24 protein-coding genes are annotated in these 19523 nt (G+C 67.3%); 15 read left to right on the top strand and 9 right to left on the bottom strand.

Annotated elements, in window-relative coordinates; all coding sequences use genetic code 11:
* Positions 1-27: 27 nt before the first annotated feature.
* Positions 28-1254, top strand: coding sequence for a hypothetical protein (locus HBE63_RS04890; protein WP_166903738.1), 1227 nt, complete (start codon positions 28-30; stop codon positions 1252-1254).
* A 12-nt stretch (positions 1255-1266) separates the two neighbouring features.
* Here HBE63_RS04890 and HBE63_RS04885 read toward each other — a convergent pair whose 3' ends face one another.
* Both HBE63_RS04885 and HBE63_RS04880 read right to left on the bottom strand, forming a co-directional pair.
* Positions 1267-1968: a PP2C family serine/threonine-protein phosphatase gene (locus tag HBE63_RS04885; RefSeq protein WP_166903736.1), complete on the bottom strand. Its 702-nt coding sequence runs from the start codon at positions 1966-1968 to the stop codon at positions 1267-1269.
* Positions 1969-2022: 54 nt separating this feature from the next.
* Positions 2023-2850 (bottom strand): ParA family protein, encoded by an 828-nt coding sequence (locus HBE63_RS04880; protein WP_166903734.1) that lies wholly within the window; start codon positions 2848-2850, stop codon positions 2023-2025.
* 28 nt (positions 2851-2878) lie between these two features.
* Here HBE63_RS04880 and HBE63_RS04875 point away from each other — a divergent pair, with 28 nt between their 5' ends.
* Genes HBE63_RS04875 through HBE63_RS04865 form a run of 3 tightly spaced genes read left to right on the top strand, consistent with a single transcriptional unit; the run spans position 2879 to position 5057 of the window.
* Positions 2879-3490 (top strand): acid phosphatase, encoded by a 612-nt coding sequence (locus tag HBE63_RS04875; RefSeq protein WP_166903732.1) that lies wholly within the window; start codon positions 2879-2881, stop codon positions 3488-3490.
* Positions 3475-4572: an isochorismate synthase MenF gene (locus HBE63_RS04870; RefSeq protein ID WP_243858513.1), complete on the top strand. Its 1098-nt coding sequence runs from the start codon at positions 3475-3477 to the stop codon at positions 4570-4572. Before HBE63_RS04875 ends, HBE63_RS04870 begins: the two co-directional genes overlap by 16 nt.
* A complete protein-coding gene (locus tag HBE63_RS04865) occupies positions 4569-5057 on the top strand; it encodes a GNAT family N-acetyltransferase (protein ID WP_166903730.1) in 489 nt (162 codons plus the stop codon). Before HBE63_RS04870 ends, HBE63_RS04865 begins: the two co-directional genes overlap by 4 nt.
* Here the strand turns inward: HBE63_RS04865 and HBE63_RS04860 are convergent.
* Complete coding sequence (locus tag HBE63_RS04860; RefSeq protein ID WP_166903729.1) at positions 5054-5431, bottom strand: hypothetical protein; 378 nt, start codon at positions 5429-5431, stop codon at positions 5054-5056. The two genes, HBE63_RS04865 and HBE63_RS04860, sit on opposite strands and share 4 nt — an antisense overlap.
* A complete protein-coding gene (gene aroQ / locus HBE63_RS04855) occupies positions 5428-5868 on the bottom strand; it encodes a type II 3-dehydroquinate dehydratase (protein WP_166903727.1) in 441 nt (146 codons plus the stop codon). The genes HBE63_RS04860 and aroQ overlap by 4 nt, the downstream gene beginning before the upstream one ends.
* Before the next feature lie 183 nt (positions 5869-6051).
* On the opposite strand from aroQ, the gene HBE63_RS04850 reads away from it, so the two are divergent.
* From HBE63_RS04850 to whiB1, 3 genes are all read left to right on the top strand, one after another.
* Positions 6052-6438: a YchJ family protein gene (locus tag HBE63_RS04850; protein ID WP_166903725.1), complete on the top strand. Its 387-nt coding sequence runs from the start codon at positions 6052-6054 to the stop codon at positions 6436-6438.
* Positions 6439-6473: 35 nt separating this feature from the next.
* Positions 6474-7436 carry a diacylglycerol kinase family protein gene (locus HBE63_RS04845; protein WP_166903723.1) on the top strand — a complete coding sequence of 321 codons (963 nt, stop codon included), beginning with the start codon at positions 6474-6476 and terminating at the stop codon, positions 7434-7436.
* 259 nt (positions 7437-7695) lie between these two features.
* Entirely contained in the window at positions 7696-7950 is a 255-nt protein-coding gene (gene whiB1, locus HBE63_RS04840; protein ID WP_003882795.1) for a transcriptional regulator WhiB1, read from the top strand.
* A gap of 180 nt (positions 7951-8130) precedes the next feature.
* Here the strand turns inward: whiB1 and HBE63_RS04835 are convergent, their stop codons facing one another.
* Positions 8131-9630 carry a sensor histidine kinase gene (locus HBE63_RS04835; RefSeq protein WP_166903721.1) on the bottom strand — a complete coding sequence of 500 codons (1500 nt, stop codon included), beginning with the start codon at positions 9628-9630 and terminating at the stop codon, positions 8131-8133.
* Between the two features lie 64 nt (positions 9631-9694).
* Positions 9695-9910 carry a biotin/lipoyl-binding carrier protein gene (locus tag HBE63_RS04830; RefSeq protein WP_166903719.1) on the bottom strand — a complete coding sequence of 72 codons (216 nt, stop codon included), beginning with the start codon at positions 9908-9910 and terminating at the stop codon, positions 9695-9697.
* Between the two features lie 135 nt (positions 9911-10045).
* Here HBE63_RS04830 and HBE63_RS31835 point away from each other — a divergent pair, with 135 nt between their 5' ends.
* Complete coding sequence (locus tag HBE63_RS31835) at positions 10046-10138, top strand: 50S ribosomal protein bL37 (RefSeq protein ID WP_003882799.1); 93 nt, start codon at positions 10046-10048, stop codon at positions 10136-10138.
* 82 nt (positions 10139-10220) lie between these two features.
* Here HBE63_RS31835 and rsrA read toward each other — a convergent pair whose 3' ends face one another.
* A complete protein-coding gene (rsrA, locus tag HBE63_RS04825) occupies positions 10221-10526 on the bottom strand; it encodes a mycothiol system anti-sigma-R factor (protein WP_166903717.1) in 306 nt (101 codons plus the stop codon).
* A complete protein-coding gene (locus HBE63_RS04820; protein ID WP_166903715.1) occupies positions 10523-11167 on the bottom strand; it encodes a sigma-70 family RNA polymerase sigma factor in 645 nt (214 codons plus the stop codon). Before HBE63_RS04820 ends, rsrA begins: the two co-directional genes overlap by 4 nt.
* Before the next feature lie 214 nt (positions 11168-11381).
* Between HBE63_RS04820 and ybaK the strand changes: the two genes are divergently transcribed.
* From ybaK to HBE63_RS04790, 6 genes are all read left to right on the top strand, one after another.
* Positions 11382-11873, top strand: coding sequence for a Cys-tRNA(Pro) deacylase (gene ybaK, locus HBE63_RS04815; RefSeq protein ID WP_166903713.1), 492 nt, complete (start codon positions 11382-11384; stop codon positions 11871-11873).
* A 181-nt stretch (positions 11874-12054) separates the two neighbouring features.
* On the top strand, positions 12055-13170 hold the full coding sequence (locus HBE63_RS04810) for an acyl-CoA dehydrogenase family protein (protein WP_166903711.1): 1116 nt from the start codon (positions 12055-12057) through the stop codon (positions 13168-13170).
* 2 nt (positions 13171-13172) lie between these two features.
* Positions 13173-14369 (top strand): acyl-CoA dehydrogenase family protein, encoded by a 1197-nt coding sequence (locus tag HBE63_RS04805; RefSeq protein ID WP_166903709.1) that lies wholly within the window; start codon positions 13173-13175, stop codon positions 14367-14369.
* A 3-nt stretch (positions 14370-14372) separates the two neighbouring features.
* Entirely contained in the window at positions 14373-16814 is a 2442-nt protein-coding gene (locus HBE63_RS04800) for a CoA transferase (RefSeq protein WP_166903707.1), read from the top strand.
* A gap of 58 nt (positions 16815-16872) precedes the next feature.
* Complete coding sequence (locus HBE63_RS04795) at positions 16873-17793, top strand: LysR family transcriptional regulator (protein ID WP_166903706.1); 921 nt, start codon at positions 16873-16875, stop codon at positions 17791-17793.
* A 13-nt stretch (positions 17794-17806) separates the two neighbouring features.
* Positions 17807-18358, top strand: a complete 552-nt coding sequence (locus HBE63_RS04790) for a M15 family metallopeptidase (RefSeq protein ID WP_166903704.1) — start codon at positions 17807-17809, stop codon at positions 18356-18358.
* Positions 18359-18369: 11 nt separating this feature from the next.
* On the opposite strand, the gene HBE63_RS04785 is transcribed toward HBE63_RS04790, so the two are convergent.
* On the bottom strand, positions 18370-18519 hold the full coding sequence (locus HBE63_RS04785; protein ID WP_166903702.1) for a metallothionein: 150 nt from the start codon (positions 18517-18519) through the stop codon (positions 18370-18372).
* A 109-nt stretch (positions 18520-18628) separates the two neighbouring features.
* Between HBE63_RS04785 and HBE63_RS04780 the strand changes: the two genes are divergently transcribed.
* Complete coding sequence (locus HBE63_RS04780; RefSeq protein ID WP_166903700.1) at positions 18629-19477, top strand: NAD(P)-dependent oxidoreductase; 849 nt, start codon at positions 18629-18631, stop codon at positions 19475-19477.
* The last annotated feature ends 46 nt before the right edge of the window (positions 19478-19523 follow it).

The raw sequence follows: 19523 nt of genomic DNA, 5'->3' as shown, positions 1-19523 counted from the left end.
CCGGCTCACGCCAGGCAAGACCGGTCAGTGGTCAAACCCGAACGCCGCACCCGCGGCGACATGGCCGCCGCGGCGGCAATCGTCGCGATCGTCGCGCTGGCGGCCGGCCTGATCTGGTGGACCAGTGACGCACGGGCAACCATCAGCAGACCCTCTGCAGCACCAGTTCCTTACCTGACACCGGCCCACGAGATTCCGCCCGGCCTGCAGCAACTGTGGACGGCCGGCAGCCCGCGGACCACTCAGCCCGTGCTCGCCGGCGGCTCGGTGGTGACCGCCGACGGCTCCACCGTCGAAGGCCGCGATCCCGTCAGCGGCGCAGTTCTGTGGAGCTATGCCCGCGACCTCGCACTGTGCGGTGTGACGTCGGTGTATCAGTACGCGGTCGCGGTGTATCCCGATGTTCGCGGCTGCGGACAGGTCAGCACGATCGACGGCAAGACCGGCACGCGTGGGCCCGCCCGCACCGCCTATGCCGACCCCGAGGTGCAGCTGTCGTCCGACGGCTCCACGGTGCTCTCCGCCGGGGACAGTCGTCTCGAGCTGTGGCGCTCGGACATGGTGCGGATGCTGTCCTACGGTGCGCTGGACGCCCGCATCAAACCCGACGTGCCGGCCTCACCGGTATGCCGCCAGCTGTCGGCGGCGGCGAGTTCCTCAGCGGTGTCGGTGCTGGAATCGTGCCCGAAGAGCAAGTTCGTCCGGTTGACCCTGCTGCGTCCGGCCGACGAAGAAGACACTCCCGACGTGCGCTACGTCGAACTACAGGACATCACGGACGAATCCGGGGCCAAGGTGATCGCGGTGTCAGGCACCACGACCGCGGTGTACCTGCCCACGCCGAGGCCGATGGTCAACGTCATCGACGAGACCGGAAAGACGCTCGCCAGCCTGCCGCTGGCCAAGCCGGCGGCGCCGCAGTCGACCGCTACCCGCGCCGGGGACCTGATCACCTGGTGGACCGGCGACTCGGTGCTGGTCTTCAGCACCACCGGCAGCTCGGGCCTTCAGTACAAGTTCACCGTCAGCCCATCGGGACCGCATCTTCCCGTGGGACCAGCCACGGTGATGGCCGGCCAGCTGCTGGTTCCGGTCAGCGACGGTTACGACGCCTTCGATCAGGAGACCGGCGCCGGCCGGCGCCATATCGCCCTGCCACGCAAACCCAGCGTGTCACCGGTGGTGCCGGCGGTGGCCGGGGACACCGTGCTCGAACAACGCGGCACGCAACTGGTGGCCCTCGGCGCGACCTGACCCGGGCAGGGCTCAGCCGATATCGAGCACGATCACCGTGGTGTTGTCACTGCCGCCTGCGTCGTTGGCGACCTGGACCAGCCGCTGTGCCGCGACCTCAGGTTCGTCAGCTGCGGCAGCGCTCACGATGTCGGCATCCTCCGCTCCGGCGAACAATCCGTCACTGCTGATCAACAGCCGGTCTCCGGGACGGCAGTCCAGATCGAACAGATCGGGCCGGATGACGGGGCCGATACCGAGTGCCCGCGTCAGCAGATGGCGGTGCGGGTGGAAGCGGGCCTCCTCGCGGGTGATCTCACCGGCACGCACCAGCTCACCGGAAACGCTGTGGTCGTTGGTCAACTGACTCATGGCACCATCGCGAATCCGGTTCAGCGGCGAATCTCCGATGTTGATGGCCAGAGGTCCGCCGTGGTCGTCGCCGAAGACGGCCACCACCGTCAGCGTGGCGCCCGAACTGGTGCCCGACGCGCTGACATGCGCGAAGACCTGGTCGTTGGCCTCCTGGACCGCGCCGATCAGCCCGTCGCGATCGGGGGCGGCGGCGAAACCGGCGGCCAGCACCTCCACCGCGATCCGGCTGGCGTGATCGCCGTCGGGCCCGAAACCGTCGGCCACCGCGTACAGAATGCCGTCGGCGAGCAGAGAATCCTGGTTGCTCTGCCGCACCGGACCCTGATCGGTGGCGGTTGCCGACCGTAACACCGAAGCCATCCAGATCGTCCTCTCGTCGCTCCGGCGACCCCCTGCCACCGGAGAAGGGCGCGCCTACACCACCTCGGGTGTGAACGTCGGCAGCTTCTTGCCAGACTTCCAGTGCTTGAGCAGGGCCTGGGCCAGCTCGCGGTAGGCCAGCCCACCTTTGCTCTTCCGGCCGGCCAGCACCGAGGACCCCGATGCGCTGGCCTCGGCGAACCGCACGGTGCGGGGAATCGGCGGAGCCAACACAGGCAGTTCGTACCGGTCCGCAACATCCAGCAGCACGTCACGGCTGTGGGTGGTGCGCGAATCGTAGAGTGTCGGCAGCGCGCCCAACAGGGCCAGCTCGGGATTGGTGATCTGCTGCACGTCGGCGATCGTGCGCAGAAACTGCCCCACACCGCGGTGCGCCAGGGTCTCGCACTGCAACGGCACGATCACGTCGTTCGCGGCCGTCAGACCGTTGAGCGTCAACACGCCCAGGGACGGCGGGCAGTCGAGGATCACCACGTCGAAATCGTCCGAAACCTTGGACAAGGCCCGCTTGAGCGCATACTCCCGCCCGGCCCGCATCAGCAGCATGGCTTCGGATCCGGCGAGATCGATGTTGGCCGGCAGCAGCGTCATCCCCTCGGCCGTCTCGACCAGGGCCGCCCCCGGCTCGACGTCGCCGAGCAATACCTCGTGTACCGACACCGGCAGTTTGTCCGGGTCGTGGCCCAATGAAAACGTCAGACAGCCTTGCGGATCCAGATCGACGAGCAAAACCCGCCGGCCCTGCTCAGACATCGCCGCACCCAGCGACGCCACCGTCGTCGTCTTGGCTACCCCACCCTTTTGATTGGCGACCGCTAATACTCGCGTCACACCTTCATCCAAGCACGCTCCCGGCGGCATTGCCGGAACGTGCGGCAGAATCGCCGGTGTGAGCGACCGCCTGCACCGCCTGATCCTGCTCCGGCACGGCGAGACCGAGTGGTCGGCCACCGGTAGGCACACCGGCCGCACCGAGCAGGACCTGACCGAAACCGGGCGGGAACAGGCTGTCCTGGCCCGCCCGGCACTTGCCGAACTGCAGTTGACCGACCCGCTGGTGATCAGCAGCCCGCGGCGCCGAGCGCTGGACACTGCCGAGCTGGCCGGCCTGCACGTCGACGAGGTCAACCCGGTGCTGTCCGAGTGGGATTACGGCGACTACGAGGGGCTGACCACGCCTCAGATCCGCCAGACGGTGCCCGATTGGCTGGTGTGGACGCATGGCTGCCCCGGCGGCGAGGACCTCGAGCAGGTCGGCGCCCGTGCCGACCGCGCGGTGGCATTGGCGTTGGAACATCTGCCCACCCGCGACGTCGTGTTTGTCGGGCACGGGCATTTCTCCCGCGCGATGTTGACCCGCTGGGCGGAACTGCCGGTGTCCGAGGGCATCCGACTGTCGATGGTGCCCGCCTCTCTGGCCGTGTGCGGATTCGAACACGGCGCGCGCCAGATCACCGCGCTCGGACTGACCGGTCACCCCAACCCGTGTCTGTCGCAGTGAACACGTCGTTCGTGTTGGCCGGGCCGAACGGGACGGTCCTCGCCGAGGGTGTACACGCCGGATTTTCCGACCTCGCCGACGCTCAGGCAGCGCTGCGGTCGGGAACGCCAATTGTTCTGGGCGCGTTGCCATTCGACCCGACCGCACCGGCCGCCCTGTATGAGCCCGATACGGTCCGGTTCACCGACGCGCTGCCCGCATGGCCCGTGAATCCGCCCCCTGCGGTAGTGGAGCGCGCAACCCTGCCGCCGGGATCGGTGCACCGCGAGCGGGTGGCCGAGGCGATCCGGCGGCTGCGGGACCCGCAGATCCCGATCGACAAGGTGGTGCTGGCCCGTGCGCTGCGCCTGACCGCCGATTCACCGTGGGACGAGCGGACCGTGTTACGCCGACTGGCCGACGCCGACCCGGCCGCCACGGTCTACCTGGCGGACCTGACCCCGGCGGGCGATGCCCACACCGGCACCGCTCTGGTGGGCGCGAGCCCCGAGTTGCTGGTGGCGCGCGACGGCGAGATGGTGATCTGCCAGCCGTTCGCCGGGTCGGCACCACGATCGGCCGATCCGCAGATCGATGCGGCCAATGCGGCGGCACTGGCGGCCTCGGCGAAGAACCGCCATGAGCATCAGCTGGTGGTGGACGTGATGCGCCAAGCGCTGGATCCGCTGTGCGTAGACCTGCAGATCGCGCAGGAGCCACAGTTGCACGGCACCGACGCGCTGTGGCACCTGAGCACCCCGGTTCTCGGCCGGTTGCGCGAAAAACACACCACGGCAATCGATCTCGCACTGGCCCTGCACCCGACCCCGGCGGTCGGCGGAGTGCCCACCGACCGCGCCGCCACGCTGATCGGCGAATTGGAGGGTGACCGCGGGTTCTACGCGGGCGCCGTCGGCTGGTGCGACAGCAGCGGCGACGGACGCTGGGTGGTGTCGATCCGCTGTGCGGTGTTGTCCGCGGATCGATACACGGCACTGGCCAGTGCCGGGGGCGGTATTGTCGCCGAATCCGATCCCGATGACGAAGTCGACGAGACCACCACGAAATTCAGAACCATCCTGACCGGACTAGGGGCGACATGAGCGAGTTGATCCGCCGGGCGCGGCCGGGCGACGAGGTCGAGATCACTGCGATGATCCGCGAGTTGGCGGAGTTCGAACGGGCCGCAGACGAGTGCACCGTGACCGAAAAACAGATGCACACAGCTCTTTTCGGCGAGCGACCGGTGGCCTACGCACACATGCTGGAGGTCGACGGGCAGGTTGCCGCAACCGCCGTGTGGTTCCTGAACTTCTCCACCTGGGACGGCGTCGCCGGGCTGTACCTGGAAGACCTCTACGTGCGCCCGGCCTTCCGGCGCCGCGGGCTGGCCCGAAAGCTGTTGTCCACCTTGGCCGCCGAATGCATCGAACACGGCTACACCCGGATGACCTGGGCGGTGCTGAACTGGAACGTCAACGCCATCGCGCTGTACGACGCCGTGGGCGGCACGCCGCAGAGCGAGTGGACCACCTACCGGGTATCGGGCCCCGAGCTTTCGGCGCTGGCCGCCGAGCGGCTCGGCTAACTGCGGCCGGTGATCCAGTCCACCGAGGACGGGCTGAACAGCAGGCCCAGGGTCACCAGGGCGAGCAGCCCGACCAGTACGCCGTACACCACGTGGTGCGAGGTGATCACGTACCAGGCCACCGGCAGCAACAGCAGGTTGGTGAGCACCGCGATCCCCCGGCCCCAACGCCGTGCCGTGATCAGCGCCCAGCCGCCGGCCAGCACCCCACCACCGATCAACACGAACCAGATCGCCGTGCCGTAACCGCTGACGATGTGCTGATCGGCACCGCCCACCGCCCGCAGCAGGAGCACGACCGCCATGATCAGCGCGGCGATCCCTTCGGCGGCGGTCAGAAAACCTGCGTAGCGGATCGAGGGAGGCTGGATCACGACTGCCGCTCCGCCAGGTAGCGCACTGCGTACTCGTATCCGGCCGGACCGGCGCCGGCGATCACCACCTGCGCGACGGCCGACACGTAGGAGTGGTGCCGGAACGCCTCCCGGGTGTGGATATTGCTCAGATGAACCTCGACCACGGGCAGTTCGGCGGCACTGAGCGCATCGCGGATCGCCACCGAGGTGTGGCTGTAGGCCGCGGGATTGATGATGATGCCGACACAGTCCTGCCGGGCCGCCTGGATGGCGTCGACCAGCGCGCCCTCATGGTTGCTCTGCACGGCGCGGACCTCGAAGCCGAACCCGGCGGCCAGCTCGGCCACCCGCTGCTCGATCTGAGCCAGCGTGGTGGACCCGTAGATCTCGGGCTGCCGGGTGCCCAGCATGTTGAGATTCGGTCCGTTGACGAGCAGCAATCGACGTGCGGTCACCTTCAGTACGGTACCGACGCCCACGCCGGTGGTGGCGAGGCACACCGACGCGTTGACTGTGCCGATTGCGCTGGTTCACCACGTCGAGATCGACGCCAGGGTGGTGAATCGGCAGAATTCACCGCCCTCACGTCGATCTCGGCGTATGGGTCGGCGTGCGGGACGGGAAGAGATACTGACCCCGTGACCGACCACGACTGCTCGTGCGGGACCGGCCGCGCCTACGGCGACTGCTGCGGGCCGCTGCACACCGGCGCGCGCGCCGCCCCCACGGCCGTCGCACTGATGCGCTCGCGGTTCAGCGCGTTCGCCGTCGGCGACGTCAGCTACCTGCTGACCTCCTGGCATCCCGACACCCGTCCCGCGGAACTGACCCTCGACGAGACCCTCACCTGGCGGCGGTTGCAGATCGTGGACACGGAGTCGGGAGGCGAGGACGACGCCGAAGGCGTGGTCGAGTTCCGCGCCCAGTACGTGCACGACGGCAGCCGGCACATCCTGCACGAACGCAGCCGGTTCGAGCGGGTGGGCGGCCAGTGGCGCTACCTGGATGGACAGATTTACGAATAACGGCTGTACACCTTGCGCGGTTAGGCTCATGCCCCGTGCGTGCCGTGCTGATCGTCAATCCGAACGCGACCTCGACCACCCCGGCCGGGCGTGACCTGCTCGCCCACGCGCTGGAAAGCCGGGTGACGCTGACCGTCGAACACACCAATCACCGAGGTCACGCCATCGAGATCGCCCGCGACGCCGCCCGCGACGGTGTGGATGTGCTGATCGTGCACGGCGGCGACGGCACGGTCAACGAGGTCGTCAACGGCGTGCTCGGCGAGTGTGGGACCCGTCCCGATGCCGCCCTGGCGCCCGCGGTGGCAGTCGTCCCGGGTGGTTCGGCCAACGTCTTCGCCCGGGCACTGGGCATCAGCCCCGATCCCATCGAGGCCACCAACCAACTCATCGACCTGCTCGGCGGCTATCGGATGGGGCGCCCGTGGCGCCGCATCGGTCTGATGGACTGCGGGGAGCGCTGGGGTGTGTTCACCGCCGGGATGGGCGTGGACGGCCACGTGGTGGCGGCCGTGGAGGCCCAGCGCGCGAAGGGACGCAAGGTCACCGCATCGCGCTACATCCGGGTCGCTGTGCGCGAGTTCCTGACCAGCGTGCGCAGGGAACCGACCCTGACCCTGCAGCTGCCGGGCGCCGATCCGGTCGACGGGGTGCACTTCGCGTTCGTGTCGAACTCCAGTCCGTGGACGTATGCGAACAGCCGCCCGGTGTGGACGAACCCCGACACCACGTTCGACACCGGCTTGGGCGTGTTCGCCACCACGAGCATGAACATCTGGGCGAATCTGCGGCTGGTCCGCCAGATGGTGGCCCGCAACCCGCGCCTCGAGGCCAAGCATCTGATCCGAGACGACAACGTCTCATCGGTCACCGTGACGAGCAACACGCCTGCCGCCTGCCAGATTGACGGAGATTACATCGGCACGCGCGAAACTATGACGTTCACGTCGGTTCCCGAGGCACTGAGCGTCGTCGCGCCGACAAATAAAATTGATTGACCTGCGCAAACACACCCCTTAAGGTGGAATTAGGGCGCAGCTAGATCCAGAGTGTAGTACACAGGAGTGAGGGTTCCGGTCACCGCCCCACCCAGTGACATTGCCCACGTGTTAACTCAATGCTATTGACATCTGTTCAGCCTGTGAAAGCATCAATGCAACAGTGCAGAAACATTCGTGTGCACGCGTTAACAGCCGAAGAAAATCTGGTGCGCTTCGCCGCGCACACATGACATGTCTAACGAGGAGTTTGATCTATATGGATTGGCGCCACAAGGCCGTCTGTCGCGACGAAGATCCGGAGCTGTTCTTCCCCGTGGGAAACAGTGGCCCGGCGCTTGCTCAGATCGCTGACGCGAAGCTGGTGTGCAACCGCTGCCCCGTGACCACCGAGTGCCTCACCTGGGCCTTGGACTCCGGCCAGGACGCCGGCGTGTGGGGCGGGATGAGCGAGGACGAGCGTCGTGCACTCAAGCGTCGCAACGCCCGCACCAAGGCCCGCACCGGAGTCTGACCTTCGGTCCAGATCCCGACGCAAGCTATGGCTCCGACGAATGTCGGGGCCATAGCTTTTTTTGCGGCATTTATCGACAGCAAATTGCGTAATAGTCATCACATTTCGCATTTGACGCAACTGCGTAATTGCTTGAGTGGTACTGACGTCCCACTGTGAACGTCCTGTACCCACCCTGACTCACTGGACGCCGCGACTCCGCCTACCGATCGGCACCCGCAGCACCACATCGGTTCCCCCCGACGCGACATCGTGCATGCCCAAGGACCCGTCCAATTCCGCGGTGACCAGCGTTCGCACGATTTGCAGACCCAACCGGTCGGACTTCTCCAGGCTGAACCCGTCGGGCACCCCACGCCCATCGTCGTGCACCACGACATCGAGCCAGCGGGCCGAGCGCTCGGCCCGGATCGTCACGCAACCCTGGGGCGTGTCGGCGTCGAAGGCGTGCTCGATGGCGTTCTGCACCAATTCGGTGATCACCATGATCAACGCGGTCGCACGGTCGGCGTCGAGCACGCCGAGCGCCCCGTCGCGGTTGATCCGGATCGGGGTATCCACCGAGGCGACATCGTTCATGATCGGCAGGATTCGGTCGATCACCTCGTCGAGGTTGACCTCCTCGTCGACCGACATCGACAACGCGTCGTGCACCAGCGCTATCGACGACACCCGTCGCACCGATTCGATCAGCGCCTCGCGAGCCTCCAGGTTGTTGGTCCGGCGCGCCTGCAGCCGCAGCAGGGCTGCCACGGTCTGCAGATTGTTCTTCACCCGGTGATGGATCTCCCGGATGGTCGCGTCCTTGCTCAGCAGCGCACGGTCACGCCGTTTGACCTCGGTGACGTCGCGGATCAGCACGGCGGCACCTACCGCGGCGCCATGCACGACCAGCGGCAGCGTCCGCAACAGCACGGCCGCACCGGCGGCATCGACCTCCATGCGCATGCTGGAGCCACCGGCCAGCGAGTCGCGGACGTGGTTGGCCAGTTCCTGGGCCTCGAACGGGTCGGAGATCAACGGCCGGGTGACGGTGACCAGATTGTGCCCGTCGAGCTCGGAAGCCAGGCCCATGCGGTGATACGCCGAGATGGCATTGGGACTGGCGAACACCACGTCGCCGACCTCGTCGAGGCGGATGAACCCGTCGCCCACCCGCGGGCTGGAACGCGACATGGCCAGATCGCCGACGTTCGGGAAGGTTCCCTCGGACAGCATGTGCAGCAGATCGCTCGCACAGTCCAGGTAGGCGCCCTCCAGCGGGCTGGCCATCCGACGGGCGGCCAGAGCGGTCTGGTGGGTCAACACCGCGACCACGTGATCTCGGTGGCGCACCGGGACCGCTTCCACGTTCAGACCGGGAAGGTCGGGCGAATGTCGTTGCGTACCACCGTTTCCCCGACCGATCGCGCCCGAGGAGAAGGCCGTCGTGATGACGTGGTGGTCTGCGGCAGCGGCCAGGGTGCCGACCGAGTCGGCCAACAAGACAGTGGGAGCGGTGTTGGGCCGCACCTGCGCGACGCACACCAGTACGCCGTCGTCGCGTCGCACCCACATCAGATAATCGGCGAACGACAGATCTGCCAACAACTGCCACTCCCCGACCACCGCGTGCAGGTGGTCCACCGCACTGCCGGGCAACACGGTGTGCTCGGCGAGCAGATCACCGAGGGTAGACATCAGGCACCGCGCACGTGAGGGGCAGAGAGGAAACCGTCCACCGGGAGCACGGAAACGAACCGAGTCAGTCGATCACCGCGATGAGGTGGCCGGCCTGGATCACGTCGCCCTCGGCGACGTTGACCTTGGTGACGGTGCCCGCGATCTCGGCGAGCACCGGGATCTCCATCTTCATGGACTCGAGCAGCACCAGGGTGTCCCCCGCACCGATCTGATCGCCCTCGTGAACCACGACCTCGAGCACACTGGCCACGATTTCGGCGCGAACGTCCTCGGCCATCTTCACCCCACTTCACTCCGGCGCTAACCCGACTACTTCTGCGGCCTATATCGAACCACAACCCCGGGTGGACAACGTTGCCCCCGGGGCATGAGACACTAGAGAGCAAGCTCTTACACCATCTGGAGGATCATCATGGCCAAGCGTGGCCGCAAGAAGCGGGACCGCAAGCACTCGAAGGCGAACCACGGCAAGCGCCCCAACGCCGGTTCAAAGTCAGTGCGCTAGCCACTTCGGCAGACTGTGACCGCCCGACTCCCTTCGGAGATCGGGCGGTTTGTCGTCGGGCCGCCCGAGCCTACGTGCCCCGTCAGCCCTGGATGATCGTGGTCCGGCTGATCTGGATCCGCAGCCGTTCCCGCAGCCCCTCGGGAGCCTTTTCACCACTGCACTTGGCCGCGATGAGCTTCTTTACGCGGTCCTCGACCCCGTAATGACGCAGGCAGGCCGGGCATTCTTCGAGGTGGTGCTTGAGCTTGTCGCGGCTTTCGGCTGTGCACTCGCCGTCCAGCAGCGTCCATACCTCGGCGATCACCGCGGCGCATTCCGGATGCTCGGGGTCGACGGGGCCAACCGGCGGATTCCAGCGCTCGTCCTCATCGTGCTTCTCACTCATGACGAGACCTCCTCCGGCTCACCAAGCTGCTGACCTCGGATGAAGCCGCGATCCCTGGCCACATCCGCCAGCAGTTCACGTAGCTGCTTGCGGCCGCGGTGCAGTCGGGACATCACGGTCCCGATGGGAGTATCCATGATCTCGGCGATCTCCTTGTAGGGGAAGCCCTCGACGTCGGCGTAGTACACCGCCATCCGGAATTCCTCGGGCAATGCCTGCAGCGCTGCCTTGATCTCGGTGTCGGGCAACGCCTCCATCGCCTCGACCTCTGCCGATCGCAGACCGGTCGAAGAATGCTGGGCATTGGCTGCCAGCTGCCAGTCGGTGATCTCGTCGGTCGGGTACTCAGCGGGTTGGCGCTGTTTCTTGCGGTAGCTGTTGATGTAGGTGTTGGTCAGAATGCGGTACAGCCACGCCTTGAGGTTCGTGCCCTCGCGGAACGACCGGAAGCCGGCATACGCCTTGACCATGGTTTCCTGCAGCAGGTCCTCGGCATCGGCGGGGTTGCGGGTCATCCGCAATGCGCCGCCATAGAGCTGGTCCAGCAGCGGGATGGCATCACGTTCGAATCGGGCGGTCAGCTCAGCATCGGTTTCAGGCGGCTGCGGCGCGTCAGGCTCGGCCTGCTCGACGTCAGTCATCGTGGGAAACACCTTCCCTTCTGTCGCGGCGCCACCAAGGGGTCCGGAATACCTGTAGGTATCCGGCGGCCGTTCCAGGCATACGGTTGGCACCAGAATCCTCCTTACAGATCCTAGAGCGTGCTACCGACAAGTAGCGCTGAGCAGGTGTCGAGAGCAATAACAGCATCCAGGGGTCTCTGTGTTCCCCGGCGCGCCCCGTTACGGTGGGCCGATGGCCCGAGCAGCAACCCCGGCGATCGCCGCCCTGGTCACCGCGGGTATCGATCATCAGGTGGTCCAGTACCACCACGACCCCCGCAACGACTCGTTCGGTGCCGAAGCGGTCGCAGAACTGGCCGCGGACGGCTTCGCCGCCGAGCAGGTGTTCAAGACACTGGTCATCGCGCTGCCCAAGGGCCTGGCGGTAGCGGTACTGCCGGTGCCGACCAAGCTGTCGCTCAAGGCCGCGGCCGCGGCGCTCGGGGTGCCCAAGGCCGAGATGGCCGACCCGGCCGCAGCCCAGCGCTCCAGCGGCTACGTGGTGGGCGGTATCTCCCCGCTGGGACAGCGCAGGCCCTTGCCCACGGTCGTCGACGCCTCGGCACTGGCGTTCGACAAGGTGCTGTGCAGCGCGGGCAAGCGGGGTTGGGACATCGCACTCGCCCCGGCCGACCTGATTCGGGCCACCGGCGCAGTGACCGCCGAGATCGCCGTGTCCGCCTGATTCGTTCCGCGAGCAGACAGAAAACTGCCCTTTTCGCGTCATTTCAGGGCAGGTTTGTGTCTGCTCGCCCAGAAAAATTGGCATCGGCATGTCGCAATCGGAAACGTGCGGGTGTCCGAATCCGTGGTTTACATCACGGCCCACGCCGGATTGCATGGACCCGACGAGGAAGGCGGATCCCATGACGATCAGCGTGGCCGAGCGAGCGGAACTGGCCGCCGCGGTCTCCGAGTTGCTGCACGACGAGTGCACCGAGCAGGACGTGCGCCGGGCGATGGGCAGCGACGACGGATTCGACCGTGAGCTGTGGCGCAAGCTGGCGACGCAGGGTGTGACGGGCCTGCTGGTCGACAGCGAGTACGGCGGCGTCGGCCTGGGCGCCCTCGAGCTCGAGGCCGTCGCCGAGGCGACCGGGGCCGCGCTGCTGCCGGCACCGTTCCTGTCCAGCGCGGTGTTGTCGTCGGCACTGATCGAGGCAGCAGGCACCGACGCCGAAAAGCAACGTCTGCTGCCGGGGCTGGTCGCAGGAACCTCCGTCGGGACGGTCGCGGTGACCGGTGCCCGCGGCACCTGGGCCCCGCAGGGCGTCGCGGTGCGTGCGGCGGCAGCGGCTCCTTCGGACGGCACCGACTACACCCTGACCGGCAATGCGCACTACGTCATCCACGGTCAGGTGGCCGACGTGATCCTGGTCGTGGCCCGCACCAACGGAGACTTCGGGATCTTCCAGGTCGCACCTGATGCCGCCGGTTTCGAGCGCACGGCCGCAACGGTTTTCGATCCGACCGTCCCGCTGTCGACCTACACGTTCGACGCCACCCCGGCCCGTCGTCTCGGCACCGCGGGATGGGACGCGGTGCAGCAGGCTCTCGACCTCGCGGTGATCGCGCTGGCCGGCGAACAGGTCGGCGGGACCCGGCGCGTCTTCGACATCACCGTCGATTACCTCAAGACCCGGATCCAGTTCGGCCGTCCCATCGGCAGCTTCCAGGCCCTCAAACACATGGCCGCCGACCTGCTGGTGCAGGTGGAATCAGCCACTTCAGCCGCCCAGCACGCCGCGGCCGAACATGACGCAGGTAGCGAAAAGGCCCGTGGTGCAATCGCTCTGGCTGGGTTCGCATGCGCCGAGGCATACAACACGACCGCCATGTCGGCGGTCCAGATGCATGGCGGTATCGCTTTCACCTGGGAGCACCCGGCCCACCTGTTCCTGCGCCGGGCCCGCACCGGTCTCCAATTGTTCGGCGGCTCGGGACTGCACCGCGAGAGTTACCTGTCCTCGAAAGGCGCCTGAAGATGACCGCCAGCCACCTGCCCAGCGCCGACCAACTGCGCACCGAGGTGCGCGACTGGCTCGCCCAGAACTGGGCTGGGCTACCGAAATCCACCAATCCGTGGGTCAGCTCCCCCGAGCGGGTGGCGTGGCTGCAGAAAGTTCTCGACGCGGGCTATGCGGTGCCGACATACCCCACCGAATGGTTCGGGCGGGCATACCCGAATGCACTGGCCGCGGTCATCGAGCAGGAATTCCGGGCAGTCAAGGCCCCCGGCGCGCGCCAGGACAAATACAGCATCCCGGCCAATACCGCGCTCACGTTCGGCACCGATCAGCTCAAAAGCGACCTGGTGCGTGACTTTCTGACCGAACGTGCCCGCACCTGCCTGCTCTACAGCGAACCCGGGGCCGGATCCGACCTGGCCGCCGTGCGCACCACCGCGGTCCGCGACGGCGACGAGTGGGTGATCAACGGCCAGAAAGTGTGGACGTCGGGCGCCACGACCGCCGAATACGCGCTGCTGATCGCCCGCACCGACTGGGACGTGCCCAAGCACAAGGGCTTGAGCTTCTTCATGATTCCGATGCGCCGGCCCGGCATCGAGGTCCGTCCGCTGGTGCAGATCACCGGCGAATCGCACTTCAACGAGGTGTTCATCACCGACGCGCGGGTGTCCGACGCCTACCTGCTCGGCGGCGAAGGCAATGGGTGGCGGGTACTGCAGACCGCACTGGCCTACGAGCGGTCGATCATGGGCGACGGCGGCCGGGGATCGCGCAACCGCACCCGCGCCGACGACCTCATCGGCCTGGCCCGCGAGCACGGCCGCCTGGAGGATCCGGCGGTACGCAAGGAGCTGGCCAATGTGCTGGCGTTGCGCGAACTCAACTCGCTCAACAATGCACGAGCCAAAGCCGCTGCGGCACAAGGTAGTTCCAGCCCGATCATGTCGCTGGGCAAGCTGGCGATGTCGAACATCCTGCACGCCGAGGCCCGCCTCAAGACCGAGATCATCGGCGCCGAAGCACTTCTGGCCGGTCCCGAGAACCCCGAGGCCGACGACATCAACTTCCTGACCCTCAACGCATTCTTCACCTCGATCGGCGGCGGCACCGACCAGATCCAGCGCAACATCATCGGCGAGCGCGTCCTCGGCCTGGCCAAAGAGCCCGAGGTCGACCGCGACATCCCGTTCCGCCAGGCCCGCGGGAGCTGAACGATGGCCAACCCGGACAACTACGACCCGCCACTGGCCGGCGTTCACATCCTCGACCTGTCCCGCGGCCCGATGACGGCGGTCGGTCGCCTGCTGGCCGACCTCGGCGCCTCTGTGACCCAGGTGCACCTGCCCGGTGTCACCGCAGAGCCGCCACCCCCTGTGGGTACCGGCGTCGACGCCGACTCGGTCAGCCTCGCCATCAACCGGCACGGGCTGAACACCGTCGTCCTCGGTCCGTCAATCCCCGACGACCGCCTTCGCTGGGTTCACCTACTGGCCGGGGCCGACATTCTGATCGAGGACACCCGACCCGACTCGGATGCTGAAAAGGCTTTGGCAGTACGCCGGATTCACGCCGAACACCCCGGTCTGGTGATCCTGTCCATCAGCGATTTCGGCCGTGACACCAGCTACCGCGGCTGGCACGCCACCACGCCGGTGCTGCATGCCCTGACCAGCGAGCTGTCCCGCTCGGGCATCCCGGGGCGCGAGCCCCTGATACCGCCTGCAGCACAACTGCCCTATCGCGTGGCGGCGGCGCAGGCCGCGGTGATGACCACGAGCGTGTACCTGGACCGATTGCGTACCGGCGAAGGCGATCTCATCGACTTCTCCATCCTCGACGGAGCCATGCAGACGCTCGATCCTCCATACGGAACGGCGGGCACGGCCTCGGCCGGGGTCGCCTTGAGCGCGCAACAACGCGACTGGAACGCCGAACGGCTGCGGTACCCGATCATCGCCTGCAAAGACGGGCATGTGCGGATCTGCCTGTTGGCAAAACGTCAGTGGCACGGCATGTTCGAGTGGATGGGCCGCCCCGATCAGTTCGCCGATCCGTCGTTCGACCGGCTGCGGGTGCGGTTCAACTCGCCGGAGCTGATGGCCGCGATCGGGCAGTTTTGCGCCGGGCAGACCCGGGCCGAGCTGGAGGTCGCCGGCCAGCGGCACGGGGTGCCGACGGCCGCGGTGCTGACCCTGGCCGAAACGCTGGGCACCGAACAGGTCGAGAGCCGTGGGTACTTTCACGACGTCGACCTCGCCCCCGGGGTATCGGCACCGGTGCCGGCGGGTGTCGTCGAGATCGACGGACACCGGGCGAACACGCCGAACGGGTCCGGACACACGGAAACAGGCCGCCGGCCGCACCGCATTGATGTCGCCCCGATGCTGGCCGGCCGCCAACGCCGCAACGAGGGCCTTCCGCTGGAGGGTGTGCGCGTGCTGGATCTCGGCGTGATCGTGGTCGGGTCCGACACCGGACGACTGTTCGGCGACCTCGGCGCCGACGTCATCAAGATCGAGAACTCGGCGTTCCCGGACGGTCTGCGCGGCAACCTGACCTCGATGTCGCAGACCTACGCCGCCGGCCATCGCAACAAACGCTCGATCGGTATCGATCTGCGGACACCGCGGGGCCGGGCTCTGGCGCATCAACTGGTCGCGATGTCCGACGTCGTGCTGACCAACTTCAAACCGGGCGTGGCCGAGACGCTGGGCATGGACTACCAAACCTTGCGCGAGCTGAACCCGGGCATCGTGGTCGTGGACAGTTCGGCGTTCGGGCCCACCGGGCCGTGGGCGAAGCGAATGGGCTACGGCCCGCTGGTGCGTGCGGCCGCCGGGTTCACCGACCTGTGGGTGTACCCCGACGAACCGGAGTCGTTCTGCGACACGGTCACCGTCTACCCCGACCATGTGGCCGCCCGGATCGGTGCGCTCGGTGCGCTGGCCCTGCTGCTGCGTCGCGAACGTACCGGCACCGGCGGCTCGGTCAGCGTCGCCCAATCGGAGGTGATGCTGAGCCACCTGGCCGGCGAGATCGCCGCCGAAGTCCTGGTGCGGCGCGGGCACGAACCCTCGGGCCGCCCGGTCCACGATGCGCCGTGGGGCCTGTTCCCGGCCGCCGACGAGGATCGCTGGGTTGCCGTCACCGTGCGCGACGACGCCGATTGGCGCGCACTGTGCGGGGTGATCGACCGTTCGGATCTGGGTGCCGATGCACAACTGGGGACCCGCACCGGACGGGACGCCCGCCGCGGCCGTGTCGACGAGGCCGTGCGTGCCTGGACGTCTCAACGTCCGGCGACCGAGGCGATGGAGCTGTTGCAGGCGGCCGGTGTTCCGGCCGGCGCCGTGCTGCGTGCTGCCGAGGTCGCCGACTGGGACTACTACGTGCAGCGCCGTGCGTTCCGCGAGGAGCTGCACCCCCACGCCGATGAACCGTTCACGATGGAGAACGTGCAGATCCATTCGGATCGCATCGCTGATCCACCACTGTTGCAGGCGCCGCTGCTCGGCGAGCAGACCCGCGACATCGCCGCCGAACTGTTGGGGCTCGACCGCGCCGATATCGATGAGCTGATCGCCGCCGGCGTGCTCGAAGCCCCGCAGAGCGGCGCCCGCGGGCGGGCCGAACAACCAGAGCCGGCGGGACGCTGATCGCGCGTCTCGTACGCTTCGTTGGTCACCCCGCCCTCGTAACGCCGGAAAAGACCGCATGGACTTCACCAGACTCAGGTACTTCGTGGCGGTTGCCGAGGAACTGCACTTCAAGCGGGCCGCCGACCGGCTGATGATCACGCCGCCGCCGTTGAGCAAGCAGATCAAACTCTTCGAGAAGGAACTCGGCGGGCAACTCTTCGAGCGCAACTACCACGAGGTCCGGCTGACACCGCTGGGCGCCAAGCTGCTCGGCCCGGCGCGCGAAATCCTGCGCCAGGTAGAGGAATTGACGGCTACCGCGACCCGGCTCACCGAGGGGGCCGCCACGGTGCGGGTCGGCGCCACCGCCTATGCCCCATCGGATTTCGTCGCGCAGGTCCAGCGCGCGGTCTCCGACCTGCCGGTGCCGACCGAATTCAGCGTTCCCGGGTCGGGCGCCGAGGTGACGGCCAAGCTGGTGTCCGGCCATCTCGACCTCGGGCTGATCCATCTGCCCACCGCCGACAAGCGGCTGCAGTACCGGGTGGTGGCCACCTTCCAGGGTGCCGTGGCGGTGCGATTCGACGATCCGCTGGCCTCCGAGGACCTGGTGTCGATCGAGGACCTGCGCGATCGCGACGTGGTGATCGATTTCGCCCGACCCAATCCGGTCATGCTGGCCGGTCTGACCCGTGCGCTCAACGCGCGCGGGGTGACCCGCATCGTGCGCACCACCAACCAGTTCGGCGGCGAGCTGGAGATGGCCGCCCAGGTGTTCAACCGGCGCCTCGTCGCGGTGGTCCCCTACGCACCCGAATCACTGATCGGCAAGATCTTCTCGCCGCCGGAATTCACGCTGGTTCCCATCGACGAGAGCACCTGGGCACCGGCCCGGATCGCGCTGGCCTGGGTGCCCGACCGTCTGAAGGACCCCACCGAGATCGAGGCGCTGGTGCATAGGCTGGCGCCGGTGATCGCGCGGGGGCGGGCTGAGTAATGTGGTGCCGGTGATGCCGATGGTGGTGGGGACGACGGTGGCCTCGAGTGTGGCCGCAATGGCCGTCCTGTTCGGCACCTCCGCACCGGCACCGCAGATCCGGCTGGTCGACGACACCGTTCCGATGACCCAAGGTGACGGCTCGCTGGCCGACGGGCAGGTCCTGACCCCCTTCGACGTGCAGAACCCGGCGATCGGCCGGTTGGACCCGCGCCTGCTGGCCGCCATTCAGAACGCCGCGAATGCCGCGTCCGCGGAAGGCGTGACCATGACGATCAATTCGGGGTGGCGGTCGGCCGACTTCCAACAGTCACTGCTCGATCAGGCGGTCCAGACGTATGGCAGCCTCGCGGCCGCCCGCCAGTACGTGCAGACGCCGACCGCTTCCCGGCATGTGACCGGTGAGGCGGTCGATGTCGGCGGTCCGCAGGCCGATCGCTGGCTGATCGCCAATGGCGCACGCTTCGGGCTGTGCCAGATCTATGCCAACGAGCTGTGGCATTTCGAACTCGTCGCCGACCCGGCCGGCAACTGTCCGCCACTGCAGCCCAATGCGGCGGGCTGACCTGTTCGGTCCTACTCGGTGACCGGCACCATGTCGGCGCCGCAGGTGCACTTGTAGCTGCTTTCCGGACCTTCGCAATGGCATTCGGACTCGACGCGGATCCGGCACTCACAGCCCTCGTGGGCACAGGTCAGGACGGTTCCTGAAGGAACAGCGCTCATGGTTCTCCTCCATTTCTGGTGCAGTTCGATGACGCTGTCCCCCATCGTCCGCCCTTCGCAGCCCTGAACCGTCGATTTCAATGCAACCCGGTCGGCCTATCGTGTCTTCATGACTCTGTCCGGGAAGACCATGTTCATCTCCGGCGCCAGCCGCGGTATCGGGCTGGCGATCGCCAAGAAGGCCGCTGCCGACGGCGCCAACATCGCGCTGGTCGCCAAGACCGCCGAGCCCCATCCCAAGCTCGAGGGCACGGTCTACACCGCGGCCAAGGAGATCGAGGAGGCCGGCGGGCAGGCGCTGCCGATCGTCGGGGACGTGCGTGACGGTGATTCCGTGGCCGAGGCCGTGGCAAAGGCGGTCGAGCAGTTCGGTGGCATCGACCTCTGCGTCAACAACGCGTCGGCGATCAATCTCGGCTCGATCGAGGAAGTACCGCTCAAGCGCTTCGACCTGATGAACGGCATCCAGATCCGCGGCACCTACGCGGTGTCGCAGGCCTGCATCCCCCACATGAAGGGCCGGGAGAACCCGCACATCCTCACCCTGTCCCCGCCGATCCGACTGGAGTCCGAGTGGCTCAAGCCGACGGCGTACATGATGGCCAAGTTCGGAATGACGCTGTGCGCGTTGGGTATCGCCGAAGAGATGCGGGAGGCCGGCATCGCGTCGAACACGCTGTGGCCGCGCACTCTGGTGGCCACCGCCGCGGTGCAGAACCTGCTCGGCGGTGACGAGGCCATGGGCCGGGCCCGCAAGCCGGACGTGTACGCCGACGCCGCGTATGCGATCTTCAACAAGCCGGCGCGGGAGTACACCGGCCAGAGCCTGCTGTGCGAGGACGTGCTGCTGGCGAACGGCGTGACCGATCTGTCGGTGTACGACTGCGTGCCCGGCTCGGAGCTCGGGGTCGACCTGTGGGTCGACACCCCCAACCCGCCCGGATACGTCCAGCCTTGATCCTCGTCGCTCGCCAGGCGTTTGCCCGCCTGGCGAGCGACAATTC

It is taken from the genome of Mycobacterium sp. DL440, assembly GCF_011745145.1.
Taxonomy (GTDB): Bacteria; Actinomycetota; Actinomycetes; order Mycobacteriales; family Mycobacteriaceae; genus Mycobacterium.
This window is presented reverse-complemented; position numbering and strand designations above follow the sequence as displayed.